This is a genomic window from Polaribacter sp. 2305UL8-11, assembly GCF_058147165.1.
The window spans coordinates 62,075-84,763 of record NZ_JBYVJW010000018.1 but is presented as its reverse complement, the minus strand read 5'-3'; the positions used below and the strand labels follow the sequence as shown (position 1 = coordinate 84,763).

At 29.6% G+C, this 22,689-nt stretch carries 22 protein-coding genes; 2 read left to right on the top strand and 20 right to left on the bottom strand.

The window, feature by feature from the left end:
- From ACY2RW_RS15195 to ACY2RW_RS15140, 12 genes are all read right to left on the bottom strand, one after another.
- Positions 1–2,581: hypothetical protein (locus ACY2RW_RS15195; RefSeq protein ID WP_490123592.1), on the bottom strand; the 2,581-nt coding region annotated here is incomplete at its 3' end.
- Between the two features lie 526 nt (positions 2,582–3,107).
- A complete protein-coding gene (locus tag ACY2RW_RS15190; protein WP_490123591.1) occupies positions 3,108–4,235 on the bottom strand; it encodes a type II secretion system F family protein in 1,128 nt (375 codons plus the stop codon).
- A gap of 7 nt (positions 4,236–4,242) precedes the next feature.
- Positions 4,243–4,707 (bottom strand): PulJ/GspJ family protein, encoded by a 465-nt coding sequence (locus ACY2RW_RS15185; protein WP_490123590.1) that lies wholly within the window; start codon positions 4,705–4,707, stop codon positions 4,243–4,245.
- Entirely contained in the window at positions 4,694–5,050 is a 357-nt protein-coding gene (locus ACY2RW_RS15180; RefSeq protein ID WP_490123589.1) for a hypothetical protein, read from the bottom strand. Before ACY2RW_RS15180 ends, ACY2RW_RS15185 begins: the two co-directional genes overlap by 14 nt.
- A complete protein-coding gene (locus tag ACY2RW_RS15175; protein WP_490123588.1) occupies positions 5,038–6,315 on the bottom strand; it encodes a hypothetical protein in 1,278 nt (425 codons plus the stop codon). Before ACY2RW_RS15175 ends, ACY2RW_RS15180 begins: the two co-directional genes overlap by 13 nt.
- Positions 6,315–6,770, bottom strand: coding sequence for a hypothetical protein (locus ACY2RW_RS15170; protein ID WP_490123587.1), 456 nt, complete (start codon positions 6,768–6,770; stop codon positions 6,315–6,317). Before ACY2RW_RS15170 ends, ACY2RW_RS15175 begins: the two co-directional genes overlap by 1 nt.
- Before the next feature lie 58 nt (positions 6,771–6,828).
- Positions 6,829–8,238: a GspE/PulE family protein gene (locus ACY2RW_RS15165; protein WP_490123586.1), complete on the bottom strand. Its 1,410-nt coding sequence runs from the start codon at positions 8,236–8,238 to the stop codon at positions 6,829–6,831.
- On the bottom strand, positions 8,238–8,720 hold the full coding sequence (locus ACY2RW_RS15160; protein WP_490123585.1) for a prepilin peptidase: 483 nt from the start codon (positions 8,718–8,720) through the stop codon (positions 8,238–8,240). The genes ACY2RW_RS15165 and ACY2RW_RS15160 overlap by 1 nt, the downstream gene beginning before the upstream one ends.
- 17 nt (positions 8,721–8,737) lie before the next feature.
- Positions 8,738–9,277: a hypothetical protein gene (locus ACY2RW_RS15155; protein ID WP_490123584.1), complete on the bottom strand. Its 540-nt coding sequence runs from the start codon at positions 9,275–9,277 to the stop codon at positions 8,738–8,740.
- Positions 9,270–10,442: a hypothetical protein gene (locus ACY2RW_RS15150; protein WP_490123583.1), complete on the bottom strand. Its 1,173-nt coding sequence runs from the start codon at positions 10,440–10,442 to the stop codon at positions 9,270–9,272. The genes ACY2RW_RS15155 and ACY2RW_RS15150 overlap by 8 nt, the downstream gene beginning before the upstream one ends.
- The gene (locus tag ACY2RW_RS15145) at positions 10,442–12,559 is read right to left on the bottom strand and encodes a type II secretion system protein GspD (protein WP_490123582.1); all 2,118 of its coding nucleotides are present in this window, start codon (positions 12,557–12,559) and stop codon (positions 10,442–10,444) included. Before ACY2RW_RS15145 ends, ACY2RW_RS15150 begins: the two co-directional genes overlap by 1 nt.
- 9 nt (positions 12,560–12,568) lie before the next feature.
- Positions 12,569–12,922 carry a fibronectin type III domain-containing protein gene (locus tag ACY2RW_RS15140; protein WP_490123581.1) on the bottom strand — a complete coding sequence of 118 codons (354 nt, stop codon included), beginning with the start codon at positions 12,920–12,922 and terminating at the stop codon, positions 12,569–12,571.
- Positions 12,923–13,007: 85 nt separating this feature from the next.
- On the opposite strand from ACY2RW_RS15140, the gene ACY2RW_RS15135 reads away from it, so the two are divergent.
- Positions 13,008–13,427 (top strand): prepilin-type N-terminal cleavage/methylation domain-containing protein, encoded by a 420-nt coding sequence (locus ACY2RW_RS15135; protein WP_490123580.1) that lies wholly within the window; start codon positions 13,008–13,010, stop codon positions 13,425–13,427.
- Between the two features lie 60 nt (positions 13,428–13,487).
- Here ACY2RW_RS15135 and ACY2RW_RS15130 read toward each other — a convergent pair whose 3' ends face one another.
- From ACY2RW_RS15130 to ACY2RW_RS15095, 8 genes are all read right to left on the bottom strand, one after another.
- Positions 13,488–14,144, bottom strand: coding sequence for an IS1 family transposase (locus ACY2RW_RS15130; protein WP_490123593.1), 657 nt, complete (start codon positions 14,142–14,144; stop codon positions 13,488–13,490).
- 224 nt (positions 14,145–14,368) lie between these two features.
- Positions 14,369–14,761 (bottom strand): hypothetical protein, encoded by a 393-nt coding sequence (locus ACY2RW_RS15125; RefSeq protein ID WP_490123579.1) that lies wholly within the window; start codon positions 14,759–14,761, stop codon positions 14,369–14,371.
- A 6-nt stretch (positions 14,762–14,767) separates the two neighbouring features.
- The gene (locus ACY2RW_RS15120) at positions 14,768–15,817 is read right to left on the bottom strand and encodes an RHS repeat-associated core domain-containing protein (RefSeq protein WP_490123578.1); all 1,050 of its coding nucleotides are present in this window, start codon (positions 15,815–15,817) and stop codon (positions 14,768–14,770) included.
- A 335-nt stretch (positions 15,818–16,152) separates the two neighbouring features.
- The gene (locus tag ACY2RW_RS15115; RefSeq protein ID WP_490123577.1) at positions 16,153–17,493 is read right to left on the bottom strand and encodes an ATP-binding protein; all 1,341 of its coding nucleotides are present in this window, start codon (positions 17,491–17,493) and stop codon (positions 16,153–16,155) included.
- Between the two features lie 85 nt (positions 17,494–17,578).
- Entirely contained in the window at positions 17,579–18,484 is a 906-nt protein-coding gene (locus ACY2RW_RS15110; protein WP_490123576.1) for a hypothetical protein, read from the bottom strand.
- 77 nt (positions 18,485–18,561) lie between these two features.
- On the bottom strand, positions 18,562–19,470 hold the full coding sequence (locus tag ACY2RW_RS15105) for a tyrosine-type recombinase/integrase (protein WP_490123575.1): 909 nt from the start codon (positions 19,468–19,470) through the stop codon (positions 18,562–18,564).
- Positions 19,460–20,404 (bottom strand): tyrosine-type recombinase/integrase, encoded by a 945-nt coding sequence (locus tag ACY2RW_RS15100; RefSeq protein ID WP_490123574.1) that lies wholly within the window; start codon positions 20,402–20,404, stop codon positions 19,460–19,462. Before ACY2RW_RS15100 ends, ACY2RW_RS15105 begins: the two co-directional genes overlap by 11 nt.
- 190 nt (positions 20,405–20,594) lie before the next feature.
- Positions 20,595–22,142, bottom strand: coding sequence for a hypothetical protein (locus tag ACY2RW_RS15095; protein WP_490123573.1), 1,548 nt, complete (start codon positions 22,140–22,142; stop codon positions 20,595–20,597).
- Between the two features lie 152 nt (positions 22,143–22,294).
- On the opposite strand from ACY2RW_RS15095, the gene ACY2RW_RS15090 reads away from it, so the two are divergent.
- The gene (locus ACY2RW_RS15090) at positions 22,295–22,687 is read left to right on the top strand and encodes a helix-turn-helix domain-containing protein (RefSeq protein WP_490123572.1); all 393 of its coding nucleotides are present in this window, start codon (positions 22,295–22,297) and stop codon (positions 22,685–22,687) included.
- Positions 22,688–22,689: the final 2 nt, after the last annotated feature.

The window sequence follows — 22,689 nt, the reverse complement described above, 5'->3', positions numbered from 1 at the left end:
TGGTTTTAGTATTTGTTAGTATACCAGAATCATTATAGGAATTCGTTATAGTTTCTTTTAAAAGGTTGTAACCATTAAAGACATCATAAAAAGAAAGATAAATTGTTGGTGTACTTCCTCCATTTCCATTATTGCTATAATCAAAAATATTTACTGCTTTTACAGCTCTATATATTTTTGAATAATTAGAATTAATAATATTACCCCCTTGATATGGTAAAAGTGAAACGTCAGGAAAATAAGCCATAAAAGTATAGTTATTTATAGTTTCTGAAACTTTACTGAAAGTATTTCCATTTTTCTTGTAAGAAATCTGTTTAATTAATGAACCCCTTAAATAATCATTACTACTAGGTTCTACTTTTGGGAATGGGTATAATTTAATACCTTCTATAGTTTCACTTTGAGGTAATCCATTAAATGGGTTAATCGCATTATTTCCGTCTTTATAATCTTCTGTTGTTGAATAATAGTATTCTGTTTTCCCTGTTTTTTCATTTAAAGAGGATACGGTTACTTTTCCGTAGCCAACATTACTTCCTTGTGTTGCAACTAATGGATTTACAGAATTTACATATCTCACATAACCTATTAATACTGAAGAATTATTGGATAAATCATAAGTTAATCCATAATATTTAGGTCCGTAAGCGACTCTTCCTGAACTGTACCCAAAATCGTCTAGATACTTGTAGTTTTTTTTATTTGTTAACTTATTATTGTCGTAATCGTAGATATTTTTTATTCTTACCCCCCCTAATGTTTTGTTTAAATTGGTGTTTTCTTCATCACTTAGAATAGTAATAATTGCTGCATCATATTGAGTACAATTACCCACATAAGTAAACCAAGCTTCATAAGAACCTGATTTTAAAAATAGCTCTTGAGGGGAAGTTGAATAATTACCGGCACCTCCACTACTGGTCATTGTAAGTTGATGAGTCTCACTTGAATTAATTTGTCTAATATTAATAACAACATCACAATTAACAGGGTTAGATGTGACTCCCCCTATCCTAACCCTACTATAGGTATAAGGTTCTGAATGAACATTGATGTTTAAGGGAATTCTATTATTGAAGCCATTCCAGCTCATCGTAGTTTGTTTAGCAGAAATGACTCCAGATACTTTAGATGTTTTGGCAGTATGTGCCTCATACTCAAATTCTGTTTTTCCTCCTGTAGGATATTCAATAGCAGTTAAAACGCCTGATTTCCCATAATTAAAATTTGGATTTTTATCTGAAGTTCCTTTAACAATCGTTTTCCAATCTTCATTAACAAATTTTGAGGTGATATATTGTCTTGAAATGTATTCTGTATTGGAGTTTTTTCCATTATAGTAACCCCAATGATCTTGAGCTTTAGAGTCTCTTCTTGGAAGCATATAGTCGGTATCATATGTAAATTTTGTTTCTGGTTTGCAATTTCCTGAGCTATCACATTCTTCTACAGAAGTTAATATTAACCGATATTGTTCTTTATCTCCAGTAAGGTTTGTACTTAAATCAACCAGTCCATTTGGAGTTAGGTATTTATAATTAAAGTTAAAAGATTTTATAATGTCCCCGTTATTATTTAGAATATTAATTTTATCTAAATATTTATTTCCTGCAAAATCTTTTCTATTGTTTAAAGAACATACAAATTCGACACTTCCTTGACTAAAAGTAATATTACTTAGTCTTTTGGCAGTATAAGTTGATTGCATATAAGTCTCAGATTCAATATCAGTAGTTGGAGAAGTTCCATTTATTGGAATAGTTCCTCGACGACTTATTAAATCATAAAGATAGAAATCATAATTTAGGTTTATTTCCCTTGTTTTTGTTCTATTTTCTATTTTATTTAAAAACCAAGAAGAAGGATAACTATTATTATCAGCATAACTTCCTCCCAAGACCCTTGTATTAGATCTCTCTTTGTCTTTAAAAAAATAATTATTCCCATATTCATCTTTAATTTTGAAATCCTTGATAACTGTATTATAAGACCTACAATTAGCAGGCTGGATTGATTCTGCATCTACACCAACAGTATGTGTAATATCAATATTTTTTCTTTCTTTTAAGTATAAATTTTTATTATAATCATAAAAGAAACTTCCAGAGCCACCAGGATAGTTATAAAAGAATTTATCTGGCTCACCATCTTCTTTATTATTTCCCATATCAGTGTAAAAAGCTATATTGGAATAATTTGGAACAGGAATATTATTTAGAGTAAAATGGCCATAATGTGTATCTTCATCAGCGATACTTCTAATTGTTCTAGAAATAGCGCCTCCTGTATTTAGAGTCCAACCTAGACCCACCCAACTTGCAATTTCTTCTACTTTAATTCCATTACCACCTGTATATTTCAAATAAATTGGCAAACTTATATCTCCTTCTTGAATAGTAAATATGGGTATTGATATATTAGCAGCACCTGTATAATTGTTTACTTGGGTATTTCCAGAAACGTGGAATGCAGCTGCATTTGGTGAGGGAGGAATAATTTTTGGTAATTCTTGTGATTTTGCAGTTTTACCTATACACAAAAAACATGTAATAAGTAAACTAAGAAAAGCCTTTTTCATAGATTATTTTTTATTAATAAATGTATTTCGAAAAATAAGAGGAGAATGACTAATAAGAAAATTAAAATTATTTGAAATAATATTAATTTGAAAATATTTATTCAGGTAGTTTGTTGGTTAGCAATTCTTTCCTTTTTCTGGTTTAAAATTATATTTTAAAATTTTAACAAATATTAATTTAATGTTAAAAAAAAGTTATGATAAAATTTTCTTATATAAACTACTGAATATTAGTTAATTATTTTTTATCAAAATTAATTAACTCTTTGATAATTAAATGCATTTTGTTCGATAGTAGAGTGAATCCTCGTAAACCAACAATTTAATGATTATAAAATTGCTCTTGGTTGTACTCTAAAAATTTAGAGTAATGTAGTCATAACCTAAAATCTTTTTAACGAACAAAACGAATTTTCGTTAAACTTTAGAAATAAAAAAAGGATATCTGTTTATGAATATCCTACTTTTCACACAATAAGTTAATTGATTTGCACATAATCAAGTAGAGTAATTTCTATAAATGAAGTTATGAAATCACAGTACTCAATTTAAACATTGGTAAATACATAGCTATTAAGATAGTGGCTACAATCACACCCAAAATTAATATAATAAAAGGCTCTATAGTGGCAGAAATCATTTTTGATTTGTGTTCTATTTCTTGATTGTACTGTTCTGTTAATCTTTTAAAAATAGTTTCATTCTGGCTGGTTTCGTCAGCAACTTTTATTAAAGAAACCATTTTTTTATCAAAGATTTTATGGTTGCTCATACTTTGATGTAAGCTTTTTCCTTGTAAAATATCACTCTCTACTTTTTCTAAAGCAATTTCTAAGGGATAATAACCAATCATTTTTTTTGTTAATTGGATTCCATTTAACAATGGCACTTTAGCTCCTGTCAGTAAGGTAATGGCTTGGGTAAATTGTGCAATTTTCACTTTTCGAATAAACTCTCCAATTAAAGGTAGTTTTAGCAGCAATAATGCACTATACTTTTGATACCAAATTTTCTTTTTAATGATTTGATTTAGAATCAGAATTCCAAGAAGTAAAATGAAAAACAACATCCAATATTCTTGGAAAGAAGTTGACAATGACATAATTTTTTTAGTAATCCAAGGCAACTCGACTTTGTTCTGCTTAAAAATATCTGCAAACATGGGAACTACAAATTGCAACATAAACAAAATCGCTAAAAAAGCTGTACACAAAACCACAATAGGATATGAAAGTGCGCTAATTATGATTCTTCTTTGTTCATTTTTTCTTTTGTAGAAAACTCCTAATTCTTTGGTAACTCTTTCCAATGTTCCTGTTTGTTCTCCTATTCGTAAAGAATGGTATTCATATTCAGAAAATTGTTTTTGAGATACAATGGCTTCAGAAAGATTTTTACCATTTACTAAATCTTGAATAATAGTTTTAAAAAGTTTTTTATCACCATCTTTTTTTTGTTCTTCAGAAATTAAGGATAAACTATCTTTTAAGGTTAACCCAGCATTCAATAAAACGTTTAATTCTGTATAAAAAGTTTCTTTTTTTTTATTAGAAAAAGAACTTCCAAAACTAATTTCTTTTTTTAATATCGAATCAATATCAAAAGAACTTTTAGGTTTTTTAGAATTAGGTATTTTATTTAAATCGAAAGCCACTTTTAATTTATAAATTATTTAAATAATGAGTTGCATCTTTCGTTTTTTGAAGAAACAATTGTTTACTCGAGAAGTTTTTAGATAAGTTGATTTCAATAGCATCTACCTCTTTGTTTTGAACTTCTTTTCCATCCAAAAATAACTTTTTATTTACAATTTCTATTTGAAAAGTGTCTTTTTCTCTAATTACAAAATTCTCCAAAAATGTATATTGAATGCTATCGGTAGATTTTTTTAAAGTCAATACATTTAATTTTTGATTATAAAAAACTTGGTTGGTGTTAATGTCTTTGAGAAAAGTTGTTTCAAAATAATGAACTTCTTGTTTTTTTTGATAATTTTTTTGAATACTATAAACTTGTTTTCGAACGCTATTCAACACCCAAAATCCCATTGCAATTAAAATACTGGAAACCACTAAAACGACTAACATCTCCGAAAGCGTAAATGCATTTAATTTATTCTTGCTCATAGAAAATTAGTTTTTTGATGATTTTTTTTGAGGAAGTGTTATCGTCTATCGAAAATTCTATAAAAGAAATAGCATCCTGATTTAATTGTTGAATAGAGATTGTAAAATTATCCTCTTGATAAGAAATCGGTATTTTTAACTGATTGTTTTTATATTGATACATAAGTTTATCTAAAACAACTTCCATTTTATGGGTATCTTTTTTTAAAGAACTCACCATAATATTGTTTAACGTAACTAGGGCAATCGCAAATATTAATAATAAAATACTTGTGGCAACAATTACTTCCGTTAATGAGGAAGCTTTAAGTTTTTTACTGAAAAACATCTTTAATTTAACCATTTGGCAACTGAATTAGATGTTTGATTGATTTGCAAACCTACATATTGTTTAGGCAGTTCTTTATTGTTTATAACACCATTGTAAATATGATTGATATAAATACCACCAGATTTTTTAACTATAAAATTATTGGTAAAAACACTTCCAATAACGCTTCCTAATAATTCTAGATTTTTAGCGCAAAAAACTTCACCTGTTACATTGGCATTTTCTTCAATTGTAATTTGTGCATTGTAATTTGTTGCTTTTTTTTCTGATTCAAATAAGAGAATTCCTTTTACTAAAGCATTTTTATCTATTGTAATTTTAGGTATATTAAGTTTTGGTTGTCTAGGCTGATTTTCATTGGATTCCACATCTGCTTTTTCAAATAAAATTAATGCTGTAGGATATTTTAATGTACAATTTGATTTTACATTAATATGTTTTGTGGCAATTGCTTGGAAATTTCCTATAACATTTTTTTCTATAAAAATCTTTGGCGCAATTAAAATTACATCTTCTAATGTTGCAGAAGCATTTACTTTGATGGCAGTTTTAGAAACAATTAACATGTTTCCAGACAAGGAAACATTAGTTAATTCAATTGTATTTATAGCCTCGTAAACCAAAGTCTTTTTTGTAAAAGAGTTTTTTAATGTTAGTCCATCTTCTAATTCGAAATTTTGAAGAGAATTTTCTCGATAATTTATAGGTAAGTTCTTTACGTACTCTAAATTTTTAATTTGAGGTAATTTTGAAGTACTTCTTTTTTGATTTCCATAAATGAGTTGATTTCCATAATAAGAAATCCCTGAAATATTTCCGCCTTTAACCCCTTGCTTTGGCAGAGCAGCATTTCCAATAATTTTTGTATTCCCAACCAAAACTAAGGATTGATTGTTATCTTTTACATACAAAGCTTCTCTTTTTGTATTTTGAGTTCCCATCAATCCTATTTTTTGAAAAAACTCGTTTTTAATTTTTGATTCGGCAATTACAAGATCAAAAATACCCCAATGCTTTTTTTCTAAGGTTATTGTAGCCAACTCGTTTTTAGATAATGTAAGATTTGTTTTTTCGTTATAAGGAATAGTGTTGTTTTTTAAATAATCGAAACCTGTTAACGTATTTGCTATACTTTCTTTTGCAAAACGATGTTTAATAGTCATTTTTTGCTGCAAATAAATTAGAGAAATAAAAGCAAAAATGATGAGAGCTATGATGACAGATATTACCAAAACATATTGCAATGCACCTGCTTTTATTTTTTGACTAAGTTGCATTATTGTAAAGAGATTGTTTTTTTAGTTCCTTGAAAACGAACGATAGCCTCTTTGGTATTTGCACTCATTAATTTAACTCCTCTAATTTCTTGTCCAATTTTTAAAATCTCTTGTTGGTTATTAACAGTAAGTATATAAGATTTTGATGCTCCTTCAATAATACCATTGTATCTAACGTTAGGAAAAGGTACTGTTGTTTTAGGTTTCTCTACTCTTTTTTTTCTAACAATTTTTTTCTTTTGAGGAAACTTCCCTAAAAAAGGATCTCGATAATCTGCTATTAATTGATAGGGGTTGATTTGAATATCATTTTCTTTCACAAAATTTGTGCTCATCTTTGAGGTCTCAAACTTTGGAGTAAGAGGATGTAATCTGCTGTAAATTCGAAAGCCAATAATTCCCCAAACGATAAGTACAGTAAGTAGTAATAGATATGTTTTGTGTTGTTTCTTCAATGCTTTAACTATTAAAATTTAATTAACCAAAAGTTACAAAAAAAATGACTGAGTTCAGTTAAATTAAAAATGGGTATACTTCTTCAATAGAAGTTATACCTTGTTTTACCAATTGCAACATATTTGTTTTTAAGGTAGCAATTTGATTTTCTTTTAAATATTGGTTAATTTCTAGTTTTTTATCTTTAATGTTATTGACCAACTCTTCTGTAATAGGAATAATTTCATAAACAGCTTTTCTTCCTTGGTATCCTGTTTGGTAGCAAGTAGGACAACCTACAGCCTCATAATGTGTATTAATTTCTTTGAATTCCTTTAAAAGATCTGCATAAATTCCTACAGATGTTTGAGGTCTCTTACAATTTTCACATAATTTTCTTACCAATCGCTGTGCTACACTAACATTTAAAGTACTGGCAATTAAAAATGAAGGAATTCCCATGTCTATCAACCTAGACACAGTTGCCCAAGCAGAATTGGTATGAATGGTTGAGAGTACCAAATGTCCTGTTAAAGAGGCTCTAATTGCCATGTTTGCAGTATCTACATCTCTTATTTCTCCAACCATTATAATATCTGGGTCTTGCCTTAAAAAAGTACGCAATGTACTTGCAAAATCAAGACCAATATTTTGTTTTAATTGCACTTGATTGACTCCCTCTAAAGTATATTCAATTGGGTCTTCTATGGTTAAAATATTTGCATCATTCGAGTTTAATAGTTTTAAAGTTGCATATAAGGTGGTTGTTTTTCCAGAACCTGTAGGCCCAGAAATCAAAACAATTCCATTGGGTTTCTGTACAGCAGTTGTATAGGTTTTTAGTTCTTGTTCTGTAAACCCTAGGTTTTCTAAAGAAACATGAATATTATTTTTAGATAAAATACGCAATACCAGTTTCTCACCATGTAAAGTTGGGAGCGAAGAAACACGAATGTCAAAATCTTCTTCTTCTGTAGTTAAGTTTATTCTTCCATCTTGAGGCAATCGCTTTTCAGAAATATCCAGACTTGCCATAATCTTAATTCGGTTGATTATTTTTGGATATTCCTCGAGTACAATTACATAATGTTCTATTAATTTGCCATCAATACGTAAACGAACTCTGGCATGTTTTTCAAAAATTTCAAAATGAATATCACTACTACCAATTTCTTTGGCTTCATAAATAATGTTCAACAGAAAATCTTCTGAGTAATTTAAAGATTTTTTGTTTTTTGATGTTGGTCTTTTCCGATAATTGGTTTCTAAAAATTTCTGAATGGTTTTAGTGGTCTCTTTTTCTAAAACAATATCTTTACCAAAAACAATAGAAAGTTCTTGTTTTAAAGCTAAAATATCTTCGTTATCCGTTTTAAAAAACCATTGCTTACCTACTTCTTTACATGGAATAATTCTGTATTGATATGCCTGTTCACTGGATATCAACTGTGTTAATTCTGTAGCTATATAAAATGCTTTTTCTTCCATTATGTTGTAAATAATTGAACTGAAGTAAATAACTTATTTGCAATTAAACTGAGTGCTAAAAATAAACTCTGAAGCCCAGCTAAAGGAACTGTTTCATTTTTAAAACGATTTCTTAGGATGATAAAGATAACTAAAGAAAAAATTAATGAAAACACAAACACGACTAAAAATGATAATGTTGGTAAGCTTACTCCTAAAAGAATAAAAAAAAGCAAATCTCCTAAACCAAAAACTTCAAATAGTTTTTTTTTCATTTTAAGCTTTGCATAACTCCAAAGAATTCCTAAAATAATAATTATAGAAACTATGTTTATGGCAATATTAGATAAAAATACAGGTGTATTTTGATTCAAATAGTGAAGCGTTCCACCAAATAACATTCCTAAAACTAAAACCCATACAGCTACTTTTCTTTCTTTATTGTCTTGATAAAAAAGAAGTACTAAGCTAATAAAAAATAAGAGTTCTATAATAATTTTCATTATATTAAAATTTATATCTATTTTGCAAAAACTTTCTGCTGTGCTTGCGAAAGTTCTTGAAGATAAAAATGGACAATTAGTTCTTGTTTGTTTTTTCTATAATTTTTTTTCTTCTCAAAATGAAGAGAGATTATTTTTCCAAGTCGTTGGTTTTCAAGAGAGTTTACCAATTTTAAAAGTGTAGAGAAATTTCCTCGAATTGAAAAAGAGTAGGTGTTTAAACTTGTATTGTTTTGAGAAAATGTATGTGGTTTTTCAAAAGAAATAATATCAAATGATGCTTGTTTAGAAAATCGATTTAAGCTATTTAAAATTGTTTGTTGAAAAGAATTTTCAATCGATAAATTTTTCTTATTTAAAATAGCGTCTAAATGTTTGTTTTCTTGTTGCAAACTAAATATTCGTTCATTAGCATTTGCAAGTATTTCTTTTTCTTGTTGCAATTTTGATAATTGGTACTTTAAATCTATTGTTTTTTGAATTGAAAAAACATAAGAAATAATAAGTAACAGAAAAAAACCTATAATTAATACGATATTTTTTTGCTGATTACTCATGTAAAGTAATTATAAATTTAAAGTTAGCCATTGTACTTGTTTTTTGTCCTTTTCCATAATTAAGGATAGATATTTGGTCTACCCAATCTTTTTTTTCTAACAAAGAAATCCAGTTTGAAAAGTTTTCATTGTCTTTAGAAGTTCCTTCCACTTCAATTTTATTAGTATTAAAAATGAGCTTTTTATCAGCTCTAATGACACCTTGAATTGGTTGGTAATTAATTTGAGCTAATAATATTGTATTTGGTACAGAAAAGCCAAGTTCATCTATATATTTTGAGAGTTTGGAATTGGACGCAGAATTTACACTTTTTACCAATCGTTTTTTTTGATTGACCTCTTGTTGTAAAGTCATCAACTGATTTTTATAAGTTTCACTCAACAAAAGTTCTCCAGTAAGTTGTTCTACTTTAGTTCTGTAATTACTAAAAAAAAGAAAATTTACCAGTAAGATTACCAATAAAAAGCCTAACCCTGTTTTTAATCCGAGATCAAAAAAACGTTTTTGAAAATAATTATCTTTTAATTCCTTTTGAATATTACTAGAAGGTGTTTTTGAGTAATAACCAATAATTCCAGATAAAGTTAAAACATCATTATTTGTTATTTCTAAATTATTTATAGAATACGATTCTTTTGAAATAGTTGTTTTTTTTATTGCTGTAACCTCATTTTTACGAATTTCTATTCGTGCATTAGAAGAAGCTAAAGTTTTTGTTTCAACTAAAAAAGATAGATTTTTAATTGCTAAATTCCCTAAAGAAAAATCAATTATAGAAATTCCTTGTTTTTTGAAATGGATAAGAATATTGTCTATAACTTCTTTTCGAATAATAGCAACATAAGATTGGCTTTCTGTTGAGTTAATCTCAAAATAAAAATTCGAAATTGTAATACTAGGGAATGCAGCTCTTAATATTGATTGTTGATTTGTATCTCCAACTGAGACAGTTTTTGATAATACTTGCTCATTGTTTACAATTAGAAAAAAATGTTTTTGACCATCTAAAGCTGTAATTAATTTATCTAAATCCTGAAAAACTGCACTTTTAGAGATGATAAATTCATTCTTTTTTTTAGTGAGTTGTAGGTAATTAAAAGTAGAATTTTCTGCAAATTCAATAGCTGCATATTTATTTCCGTATGTAAATGTTTGCGAAACCACTAGTTTATAATTGTTGGTTTTATTAACACAGAAAGCTTACTTTTGGAAGCTGTTCTTGTACGTTTGCTAAATAAATATTTGATTAATGGGATTCTTGCTAAAAAAGGAACTCCTGAGCCTGAGTTATTTTTAGAAGTTTCTTCAATACCTCCTAAAATAATTACGTCTTTATCTTTAACTCTTATAATTGAAGTAAATTCTCTAGAGTTAATTCCTGGAGGAGCTTCAGGATCGATTCTTTCTCCATTAAAATCAGACTGTAATACGTTAATATTTAAAGTTATGTTTCCATCTCCAGAAACTAAAGGTCGAATACCAATAGATAAATCCGCATCAATAGGAAAGTAGTTTTTTATTTCTGTAGTTTGTGGGTTTTGAGACCCTATCACATCTCTTCTTGTAACTGCATAATAAGAACGTTCTCCTCTAGACAAAGTAGCTTGATGTCCATTTAAAGTAGACAGCTTTGGAGTAGAACGAATTTTTAAATCTCCATTGGTCTCTAAAGCTTGAATTTTTGCATAAAAGTTTGGTACAACTTTCCCTACATTTAAAGAACCAAATCCATTAAAACCACCAATAATCTTGTTAATACTATTAGCGCCTAAAGTTAGTTCTGTATTCGGAAATATAGTTCCACTATCACTTGTAGGACTATCTCCCAAACCCAAGTCTAAACCTGTAGATACAGAATTTGAATTGGAGATTTCAATAATCATTACTTCAATTAGAATTACAGGTATTGGTTTATCAATTGTTTTTAAGAATTTTTTAAAAGCTTCTATTTTTTGTGCATTGCCATTCACTAAAAAAGCATTCTGTTCTACATCAGTAGTAATTTCTAAACCATCAGTTATGCTTTTAGGAATTAACTCTAAGATTGCATCAGATTGATTTGAAAAGTCTTGAAAAGCATTTCTTTGGTTATTTGTACTTCTATTAAAATTTTGATTATTATTTTGATTAAAACGACTATTATTGTTATTAAAATTTTGAGTTCCGTTTATAGAATTTGTACCTTGATTTGTATTAAAGCCTTGGTTTGAATTAAATCCCGAATTTCGATTGCTTTGAATTGGAGAATTCATAATCTCTATAGAACGATGTAGTAGCGGAATTGTAACTGAACTAATTAAAGAAGGCTGTTTATTATCTCCAAAATAATAAACATCATTTATTTTTTTAAAACTAAATTTTGTGTTTTCTAATATTTTGGTTAATAGATTATCATAACTAATACCATTTGCTTTTACAGTTGTATTTCCTGCACCCGTTAAAGGAGAACTTGTAAACATATTAACATTTAAATCAAAACCAATATCTTTAATAATAGATGCAATAGCTACGTTCTCAAAATCTACGTCAACAATCTGCTTAATTGTATCTTGAACCTTAAAGTAAAAATTTGAATTTCTATATCTTGCAGGTTTTTGTCTTCTTGTATCTGTAATTCCTTTTTGGTTTGGACTCGTAGCACTTTCAAATAAATAGTAATTGTCTTTGGTTTTAGTTACTGATAAATTATTTGCAAAAGCTATCTTGTCTATGGCACTTTCAAAAGATTTTTCTTTTATATAGGAAGAAATTTTCTGATTTTCAATATCTGGAGCAAACACTAAATTTTTTCCAGTTACCTCTGTAATTTTTTTAAATGCAACAAAAAGTGTGTCATTTTTAAGGTTAACAGAAAACAAATCTTTTTCTTTGTTATAAACAGCTTCAATATCTCTTGGAATATAAGGTGTCTTGTATTTTTTAATACTTAAAATTGACCCTAAAACATCTATAGTTAGGTTATGTTCTTTACACAAATATAAAAACACATTTTTTACTGTGGCATCAGAAAAATTATGAGATACTCGTATTTTCTGTAAGCTAGCTTCTATACTCACATTTACTTTGTGGTTTTTTGCAATTGCTCTGATAAAAGTAGAAAGCTCAATATCACTTACACTAAAGTCAACCTTTTTATTTAGACCAGAAACGAAAACAGATAAACTGTCTAATTTTTGTTCTATTTTTTGAATTCTAACAGCTTCACTATCCTGAGCCAATGAAAATTGAGTAGATATTAATATAATTAATAATAAAGACAACTGTTTGATATTCAAAATCATTTTTGGTGTTTAGTTTACTGTAAAACTTTTTATTGTATAATTGGTAGAATATTCAGAATTGATTGCTTTAACACGCCACTCATAATTCCCTGCTTCTAAGTTTTTAGCTACAGAAGAAGTTGTTAAAATAGAGTCCAAAACAATTTGACTGGCATTAGTAAAATTGGGAATTGCTATTTGAATTTGATAAGAATTTGCATCATTTATCTCTTGCCAATCAAATGCAATCAGTCCAGAAGCGACTGAAGCATTATTAGTAGGTGCTAACAAAATTACATTTTCGTCAGAGATGTTTTCTACAAAAATAGCTTCGCAATTAAAAAAAACAGAGATTACAACAATTAATAGAAGTTTCTTTTTCATTTTATTCCATACTTTTTCGAGGTTAAATGTAATAAATTATTATTATTTTAATACTTTTGAAATGAAGAAATTCTTTTATTGCTCTATGAAAACAAAAAAAACACTTCTTAGTAGAAAAATTCCTGCATTTAATATGCAAGAATTATTAGTGGTTTTAGTTATTATTGGAATTTTAATTTTAATTGCATTACCCAACTTAATGCCAATTATAGCAAAAACAAAAGCGTTGGAGGCTCAGAATAATTTGGTGCATTTATATAGTTTACAACGTAATCATTTTTTTATGTATTCTAAATACTCTAATGATTTTAATGCTATTGATTTTGTAGCAAATAAAACTGTAAAAGAAGGAGGGAATGCCAACTACGAGTACGAAATTACTCAAGCTACCAATAACTCATTTAAGGCAAAAGCAATTGCTGTAACCGATTTTGATGGAGATGGTGTATATAATGTTTGGGAGATTGACCAAGATAAAAATTTAAAAGAATTGGTGAAGGATTAGGAATTCTATTTATAGAAACTACGAATGGAAATATATAATTCCAAATCTCTAATACTTCTCTCATCCCCAAAAGTAAATCTTCAAATGAGCTTCCAAATATTTTTGGCCTCTTGTAAAACAAATTGTTTTTCTTGATAGACGTTTAATATGAGTTCGTAAATTTAAATTCATTCTCTCAATTCTGTTTGTGCAATATTGAAAGCGTTTGTGAATTTCTTTTGGAATTAAACTCGGATACATATTTAATCCATCTGTATAAATTCTTGCTGGATAGAGTAGAAGTAGTTTATCAATTACTGTCTTCAAGTTTTCTGTATTTCTACTACCAATTACAAAACCAATAATATGTTTAGTCTTTTGTTCAATTGCATAGATTAACCAATTTTGTTTTTTATCATTGGCTATTTTTATAAACATCTCATCAATCTCAAACTTACAGCCAAACTTATTAAAGTAAGGAATTTTAATCTGTTTACTAATCTTTAGCATCCTTGATAAAACTGTTTTTGAAGAAATATGTAATATTCTTCCAATACTTCTAACTCCACAACTTTCTTCAAGCAAACTTTTAATAAAATCATTTGTTTCTGATTTATAAGCTTGATAAATATATTCTGACTGAAAATATTTCTTACAATCTTTACAATAGAACCGCTGTTTATTATCTCGTAGCCCTTTTTTGATATAATTCTTTGAATTACATTTTTTACATTTCATAGCACTTACTTTTTCAAGCGCCAATTTACTACATTAAGCTTATACAAACCTATATTTTATAAGCGCTAACGAATTTTTAATATTTCAAAGAACGAGATTAAGCATCAATTAAGAGACTTATTCATTTGTAATTTTCTGATTATCAGTATTTATTTTTAAACATTTCATAAAAGTTCCAATTTACTACACTACCGAATCCTTCGTCAACTAATCTGTACCATTACCTACCGAAACATAGAAATTAACTCATTAAAATTATTGATTTTATTTATGTGTTTTATTATTTCTTCTGAAGTCCCCATAGAAAGCCATTTTTTCGGATTCCTATTAATCTTATCAATAATAATTTTTTTTAATTCATCCAATTTTAAAATTCTATTATTAGTTGAAAAAGTAATTTTTAATTTTAACATTTTTTGAAAATACATTAAGCAATATTTTAAACTTGCTGTTTTTTCAATTTCTACTTTTTCAACTTCTAACAAATTGCCTTTAGAGTCAATTACTATTGTGTTTTTATAAAAGCTTTCTCCACCAACAGATACTATTCCAAACATTTTATCTAGAGCATGTATATTATTATTGTTCTTATTTAATATTAAAATTGGATAATTCATAAAATTTTAATTTCTTAATTTGCTTTTTACACCAAAAATTGTTCCTGTTTTAAACCAAGTAGGTGTTGATGTCAGAGGATATAATAATCTCGTTAACGGATATTTTATACCTAAATATTTTTGCCCGTGTGCCCATCTCATATGAGATGCTTGAGTTGAAAATATTTTAAGATTCCAAGTTTGATTTCCTAAAACTTGTAATCTTGGATATTTTTTCATTAGTTCTTGAGTTATGAGCCAATGATGTTTAAACTGGGTACCATTTGAAGCATATACTCCTAATGCTTGCCATCTTGCTACTGAAGCTGAATATGTATGAGACATACCTTTCCCAAAATAATTTTTAGTTCCTTTTTTTAATCCTTTCTTAACAACAGCCTTTCCAAACCCAGAAAATACGGATTTCACTAAAGCCAAGTCAGATATGGCTAATAAGGTATGACCAATACCAGTCCAATTATCTCCACGTCCAAATGAATCTTTTGCATCTAGATATGATCCTCTTATTGGAAGATATCGCTGCCAACTATCACTACTTACACCGCTTGGATTTTCTTCTTCTGAATATGATACTGAAAAAACTGACCCACCTCCTGTTGGATTAAAGGATTCTAAAGTAGCTAAAGCATTAGTAAAACCATTGCAACAATCTTTATTAGATTGTTTATTTTCAGCTTGTTCTCTTCCATAAGAATAATTTTTTTCACCCCTTTCGTTTGGCGGAATATATTTACCCCATTCGTCACGTCTAGCTCTTCCAAACATATCCATATCTGCTTCTGAGTCAGCTCCACTTGGGTCGGCCCAAAAAATAGGATTATTATCAAAAGCAACACTAGTTCCTTGTGAGTGATGAACAACTGGGTCTATTCCATTAAATCTACCAATTGCAGGGTCGTACATTCTAAAATCCATTTCATACAAATTCAGCCCAAGGCTTTCATTGTATTCCACACCATTGTATTTCCATTTTTGCGCTGTTGGATTTCCAGCACCTGTGTTCATTACGTTATTATACCCTTTATGTTTGAGTCCAAAGGGATAGTAACCACCCATCTTTTTTGAGAGCTTTTACACTTTTTTTGCCTATTCCTCACATTTTTACTCGAGGTTATTTCAATGAACTTCCATTATAATACTAAAATAATTCTTTGTGGTTTATTGACCTAATTTTTTTTACTAAAAAAATTGACTACTACCAACCGTCTTCCTAAATTTGCAACTAACGTTGCAAATTTAGGAAGACGGTTGGTATGTTCTTTTTCCCTTTTATCATTTACATCAACCAAAACCTACAATAATTCATATTCTTTTTACGGTTCATCTTTCGGTTCATTTTTAAAGAAAACCGCTAAAAACAATGGTTTTTGCGGTTCATCTTTCGGTTCATTTTATTGTTTCGTATTGTAGCCTTCAACATCAATCACATATTTAGTTGCTCTACCAGTACCTTCTGGTTTTATGATAGAGAGTTGCAATAATTCATCAATATCTCTTCGAGCTGTAGCTTTGGAAACATCATATTCATTTTGATACTCGCCACTTGTTATTTCTTTATTTCCTTTTATATACTGTACTGCTTTTTTCTGCCTTTCATTGATATCCAATTCAGAAAGATATTTATCATTATAAATGTCTCTGAAAATAGTAATGGAAAAAGCACCTCCATAAACCTCTATTTTGGGTTCTGGTAGCCCATGTTTTTCACATTCCTCTATAATTGTTATAGTACCACGACCCCAAGTTTCAATAAAACCTGCCTTATAAAATACACTCGCTACTAATTCATTTCGTGGGTATGATAGATGCTTTACTTTTAAATCTTCAATTTTAAGTTTATCAGTAAGTTCTCCTTGATTCATCAAGGTCATTCTATCATCGAAAAGACTTAAAAATATAGGTGTTTTTTCATACTCTCTATGAATAATCGCATTAAGTAGTGCTTCTCGAATTGCCTTAAATGGATATTCTGGTGTTTCAACTCTTTGCACACCATCATAACTAATACTACGAATAACATACTTGTCATCTAATATTCTTATAACTTTATCTGCAATTTCAAAAGCATTTCCCTCAACCACTTCTTGAGATTGGAGTTCAGAACTTGATTCTCCAAATCTTCCCACTTTTACATAAGCACTTCGAATATATTCTTGTGTATTTTTACCAAATAACAGAATACTTGCTCTTTTGTAGTTCCCTTCTTTATCAATTAAATTTAAATTCTTTAATACTTCTTCTGGTGTAGAATCACCTATATAAGGAAGGCGACCTGATTTTACTGCATTCTTTTTAAATGATTCTATTGTATCTAAATCAAAATCTTCCATAGTAATGTTTGGAAGAACAACTTCATCCCAATCCTTACCTTCTGTTTTAATTAAAAAATTATTCAATGCTGTTCCTGTTAGCAATTGATTAGTACTGCCACTACGCATATAAAACTTCCCTTTATAAGATACAGGAGATGAAAATGGCTCTACAATTATCTCAATGAAATGCTTATTATTTTCTTCCTGTAAGTTTACATTACAAATAATACCAGTAGTATCCTTGATTTTATTTGGAAGTTCATCCATCAATTTTTTATACTTATCTACACCAACTACATTCCCATTATCATCTTTTCCAATATATAAGATACCTCCATTGGCATTAGAAAACCCAGAGATCCATTGTAAGTATTCATCTCTCCAAGACTGTTTCCATTCTATGTTTTGTTGTTCAGGCATACCTTTATTCTAATATCATACGTGATAAATTCAAAGGTATGTTTTTTTTCAAAGAAAAATCTTTTAGAGTAAAATTATTCTAATCTTAAAATAAAGGTTTATTTAATAAAGTACGAGCCTTATCAAGTGCAGGTTTATAAATTGATCCTTTATCTTCTAACCTAATTACAGACTGCTCTAAAATACTTCTAGCATTTGTAGTGTCAAAAAGTGATGCCTCTACAGGAACAGTATCTAACTTGGCATTAGCTACTATATCTTTGAACCTAAATATATCTAATCTATCTTCTATATTTTGAATAATTTTCTCGACTATAGTATTCTTTTCCATCCAAACAGCAAGGGTAATTTTCCCTGTAGCCAACTCATCTGCATAGCCAATCTGTATATGTTTAAACTTTAGTAATAGTTCTGAATCTCTATAATATGAATTAAACTTATTATTATAATCTAAATCTTGAATGCTATTTCTTAAACTGTAAAAAATTGATGTTGAAGTTACAGCTTCTTCACCAAAAGTTTCTTTATCAGTTATCGACACCGATGTTGCTGACAAAAATGCATAAACACCAGGAGCAACTCTAGTTGAGCTAAAAGAAAAACTCTTAGAAGCAGAGGAGTTTGATTTAGCCGCTTCTGATATTGATACGATTAGGTCAGAATAACTACTAATCGCATTGGGAGAAGTTAATATTTGTACTACTGAACCTGTTAGAGATTGAGCCACAGCCTCAAGTGCTGCTGCGATAACTGGTGCTATTTTTTCCAAACTAAACTCGTAAGAATATTCTGTCTTTATTGCAGAACTATAAATAAGTTCCTTAAAATCATTAATATTCATTTTTTCAGCTCGTTCTGAAATTCTTTCTTCAAATTTTTCTTTTGCAGAACTCTCAAGTTCTTGGAGTTGTTTATTTAATGCTATGATTTGATTTTTAGCATTTTCGGATTTTTTTGTTACTCTTTCTAATGATGGGCTTTTACATGACATAATATTTTATTTTTAAAGTGAGACCACTAAGCTATAATTAATTGCCAATAAAGAAATCCCTACAAATAGGTATTTTATTAAAAATCAGTAAATTGAATCGGATGTAAATTCTCAATCATTTCGTGTAGATTTTCAAGGTCATCCAGTTGGTATCTTTCCGTGGAAGAAATATAACGATGTCCAACCATATACTGTACTTCTCGAATATTGTACGTTTTGAGCCAATTCGTTATTACCGAAGCTCTGACTTGCTTTACATTGGTCACTTTATGATTTATTCGTTTGAGTCTTTTAAATAAGTGAAGTGTTATGATGTCAAAGCGATCTGAATTGAGCGGAAACAGGCTTTCTGTGTAGTTTTTGAGTTCCTCTTGGAGTATTTCTCTGTGTTTCTCTAAATACAGCACAAAAGGAAGGATTTGGGCTGATTTTAGCTCTAATGTTCTACTGTTTGTTATGCGTGTGCTTGGAATATAGATAGTTCCCTTTTCTAATTGAATATGTTCTACTTTGAGTGATTTTAGAGCAGTCGCATTTAAGCCTTGATAAACCATTAAACCTGTAATGACTTTGTTACGAATCGCAACCGATTTAGAACTTGGAAATTCAATACGTTCTGTTTGATAGCTGTAATATAAATCTTCGAGTTCCTCAGGTTCTAACAAATTATGATTCAATGTTCGTTTAACTCCTCGGATATTAATATTCTCTATTGGATTATCAAACCGCTGTTCTTGGTCTATTAAATAATTGAAATAAATCTTTAAAGCACCCAATTGATGATTAACTGTACTTTTAGTAATGGTTTTCCCTTTTTTTGATTGTTGGATGTATTTGATATATGAAAGGCAAGATTTGTAATCAATAGTAGCTTCTTCATAATCTTTGTATGCGCACCAATTGGAAAAAAATGATTGGTAACGCAAATAAGAAGTAATGGTCGTTTTGGCATATCCTTCTTTTTGTAAATATTCTCTATACATCATCTTTTAGTTGGGCTTCTTTTTTGACTAAATGAACATAAATTTGTGTGCTTTCCAATGAAGCATGACCTAAAAAGGTGCTGATTGATTTGATTGGAACTTTGTTCTGCATTAAATGGGTTGCAATACTATGGCGAAGTGTGTGAAGCGTAATATGCTTTTCTTGGATGGTTTCATTTTCAGTAGCATTGACAATTTCTTTTAAACGATTGGCAATCGTTAAATCGCTTGCTCGTTTTCCTTGATTAGAAAGTAGAAGCGCATCTGTTTGGTAATTTTTTAAAAACTCTGGTCGTGCTTCATACAGATACTCTTCAAGTATATTTAAATTATACTTATTGGCGGGTATTACCCGCTCTTTGTAGTTTTTTCCTTTTCTGATGTAAATACGCCCTTTTTCAAACAAGATATCTTCGATATTGATATGCACGGCTTCGTTTCTTCTTAATCCACAACTGTACAGCAAAACTAATATCGCCTTATCTCGCAGTTGAAAATGTTCTTCCATGTGCGAGAAATTACAGGCTTCAAAGAGTTCTTTGACTTCTTCTTGTGTAAGGATAACTTTGTTTTCTTGGTAGTTGGTTTTCTCTCCTTTGAGGTGCACACCAAATTTGATATTCGATTTGTGTTCTTTGAGATATTTTAAAAAGAGTTTTAATGCTTGTTGATGTTTGTTTAAAAAAGCCTTGGATAGTGAACCACCACGTCGTTGGTTTTTTCTATTGGATAAATGGTTGTAATAGTCTTTTACAAGTTGAGTAGTGATGAATGAAATATCATAATATCCCTTGCACTCTAGGTAATAGAAAAACTCTTTTAAATGATTGGGAAGATTATAAACGGTAGAAGAAGCATAACCAAGCACATCTAACCATTCGGTATAGCTTTCTATCAATGTGATAAATGAGGTGCTTTTTAGTAGTAGTTTCTTCATTTTTATGCTGAACTTATTTCAGTATCTTTTTGTTGATTTTCTATGTATTGGGTGTCGAGCCTCTCGACCTTGCTTGTGTTTTTAGTTTTTGTGGCGAGGCACTTACAACTGTTTGATTTATTGAGTTTTAACCTCGCCACTTTTAAAATGGCGAACCTTGGCGCGCCGAAGCTCGGCGTGGCAAGGTATTTTATTTTGTTTCTTTACTTAAAGAGTTCTGCGACTCCATTTTTTCAATACAAAAATTAAGCGCAGAATTGATACTGTTCTCTAATTCTTGAAACTCATTGGCATCAACAATTTCATAAGCAAAGGAATCACTATCGATATCCTTTCTTCTTTTGATATAGCCCTCTTGTAATAACAAGAGCTGATATCTTCGTAAGGTGCTTTCTGCAATACGAAATTCTTTCCTGATTTCCCTATTGGTAAATAAGGTGTCTCCTTTGTTTTCTAAATAGGTTTTTAGTTTTTCTAAATATGTTCTTGTGGCTCCGTTTAGATTATCAGATTTACGAAGCAATATTGGTTTTAGAATTTCATTGGCATATTTGATATCCTCTAACGTGGTCTCAATATATTCCTCTCCAGTTTGGAGATCGAATTTCGATGCTCTCTGTAACTGATGATAGAATGTAATCACTTCAATAAATTGCAGATAATGGGCATTGGTTCTTCGTGGCTTAAATACTGCCCGAGGCAGAGACAAGTATATGGCATATGGGTTTATCACTTTAATAGGTTTGAGTAATCGCTGTACATTGCATAACAATTCTTCAGCTTTTAATTCTTCTTCAATATCTATCTTCCCTGCTGAAAGTTTTCTTTGATATTCCATAATGTGTTCGTCTTGCGCTTCGCTCTCATCAATATGGATTAAAAAACTACGATTCGCATTATCTTCATAAATACTTTCTTGGGTAGTACATCCTGCAACAGATACTGGCCCCTCAACGGTTAGGTTTTTAGTTTTTCCCTGTCCGCCAATTCCCTTTTGAACGACAGACTTGGTAATACGTTTTTTAGTTTGTAATTCTCGAAGTGGATAGAGTACATCTTCTGCTCCGTCTAAATCTTCTATTAATATCAACTTATGTTTTAACTCTGTTCTTTTGAAATAGTAAAATGAATTGGCAGATAACGAAGTAAGGCTAAGTATCTCTTCTTCAGGTATGAGTTCTGCAATCTTGGATTGCAAATGTGTTTTACCAGAGCCCGAACTTCCAAAAGAAATACAGTTTAAGGGATTGTTCATTTTACGAGAGGTAAAAATCAAATACATAAGTAATCGGTTTCCGTCTTCTCCAATCACGCCAGATTGTCCGATTAACTTATTTGTCTTTTCTAATAGGTTTTTAGATTTTAGAAAATCAGAAGCCGAACGACGTTCTTTTTTGGATAACAGATATTCCTCGGCTTCTTCGTTTTCTATCTCATCTAATTGTTCCAATCGGTAGTTTTCTAATTCAGCAATCAATACTTGTAAGGCTCTTCTAATTTTTGACGTTCCTACTTCTAAAAACTCTGCGAGTTTACGCACAAATTTCTCAACACTATTAGCGTTATATAAATCGATATTATTTCGGTAGGCGTGAAATTCATCCTCAATTCTATTTACTTTTAAGGTGACACGCATACGATCTAAACCGAACGTAGTGAGTCCTCCTAGAATATGGAAGTCTAATAGTTCTGTTGTATATTTGAAATGGTTAGGATTGGTGGTGTCAAAGTGATTCATTTGTTAGGTAGCTTTTAAAAACATCATATTACACAAAAATATATTTCAAAAGTAAACTAATTTGTTTATAAATAAAAATAAAACTTGTGTTTTTTGGTTTTTTTATATTTTTACCCTATGTTTGGTCAATAATCGACATTTAAAATTCTACCATGGAGCCTACACAAGCACTTTTACTCGCCAACATTAAACGTATTCGAAAAGAAAAAGGACTCACGCAAAAGGACGTTGCTGAGGGTTGTGGAATGTTGGTGCCTACGTATTCACGTTTAGAGCGTGGTGGAAGCAATCCAAGTTTGGCTTCTATTGTTCGGATTGCGGATGCCTTGGGGATTGGAGTGATAGAATTATTTCAATCTTCAGAAATTAAAGATAAATCGGTGGCTCAAAAATTGTCTATGATTAATGACTTATCTGAATACAACAGAAATGTAGTGACCATCCTTTTGGATTCTATGATTGAGAAAGATCGTGTTGAAAAGCTACAGGAAGTGAAGATGAAAAGTAGATTATCTGAACTGAATGCCATTCGCAAAAAAGCCTAATT

Bases quoted from the DNA above. Each gene is read 5' to 3' on its own strand.
- ACY2RW_RS15185 (WP_490123590.1), bottom strand. From the start codon at position 4,707: ATGAGCAAGAATAAATTAAATGCATTTACGCTTTCGGAGATGTTAGTC.
- ACY2RW_RS15180 (WP_490123589.1), bottom strand. From the start codon at position 5,050: ATGGTTAAATTAAAGATGTTTTTCAGTAAAAAACTTAAAGCTTCCTCA.
- ACY2RW_RS15175 (WP_490123588.1), bottom strand. From the start codon at position 6,315: ATGCAACTTAGTCAAAAAATAAAAGCAGGTGCATTGCAATATGTTTTG.
- ACY2RW_RS15165 (WP_490123586.1), bottom strand. From the start codon at position 8,238: ATGGAAGAAAAAGCATTTTATATAGCTACAGAATTAACACAGTTGATA.
- ACY2RW_RS15160 (WP_490123585.1), bottom strand. From the start codon at position 8,720: ATGAAAATTATTATAGAACTCTTATTTTTTATTAGCTTAGTACTTCTT.
- ACY2RW_RS15155 (WP_490123584.1), bottom strand. From the start codon at position 9,277: ATGAGTAATCAGCAAAAAAATATCGTATTAATTATAGGTTTTTTTCTG.
- ACY2RW_RS15145 (WP_490123582.1), bottom strand. From the start codon at position 12,559: ATGATTTTGAATATCAAACAGTTGTCTTTATTATTAATTATATTAATA.
- ACY2RW_RS15140 (WP_490123581.1), bottom strand. From the start codon at position 12,922: ATGAAAAAGAAACTTCTATTAATTGTTGTAATCTCTGTTTTTTTTAAT.
- ACY2RW_RS15135 (WP_490123580.1), top strand. From the start codon at position 13,008: ATGAAAACAAAAAAAACACTTCTTAGTAGAAAAATTCCTGCATTTAAT.
- ACY2RW_RS15130 (WP_490123593.1), bottom strand. From the start codon at position 14,144: ATGAAATGTAAAAAATGTAATTCAAAGAATTATATCAAAAAAGGGCTA.
- ACY2RW_RS15125 (WP_490123579.1), bottom strand. From the start codon at position 14,761: ATGAATTATCCAATTTTAATATTAAATAAGAACAATAATAATATACAT.
- ACY2RW_RS15120 (WP_490123578.1), bottom strand. From the start codon at position 15,817: ATGGGTGGTTACTATCCCTTTGGACTCAAACATAAAGGGTATAATAAC.
- ACY2RW_RS15115 (WP_490123577.1), bottom strand. From the start codon at position 17,493: ATGCCTGAACAACAAAACATAGAATGGAAACAGTCTTGGAGAGATGAA.
- ACY2RW_RS15110 (WP_490123576.1), bottom strand. From the start codon at position 18,484: ATGTCATGTAAAAGCCCATCATTAGAAAGAGTAACAAAAAAATCCGAA.
- ACY2RW_RS15105 (WP_490123575.1), bottom strand. From the start codon at position 19,470: ATGATGTATAGAGAATATTTACAAAAAGAAGGATATGCCAAAACGACC.
- ACY2RW_RS15100 (WP_490123574.1), bottom strand. From the start codon at position 20,404: ATGAAGAAACTACTACTAAAAAGCACCTCATTTATCACATTGATAGAA.
- ACY2RW_RS15095 (WP_490123573.1), bottom strand. From the start codon at position 22,142: ATGAATCACTTTGACACCACCAATCCTAACCATTTCAAATATACAACA.
- ACY2RW_RS15090 (WP_490123572.1), top strand. From the start codon at position 22,295: ATGGAGCCTACACAAGCACTTTTACTCGCCAACATTAAACGTATTCGA.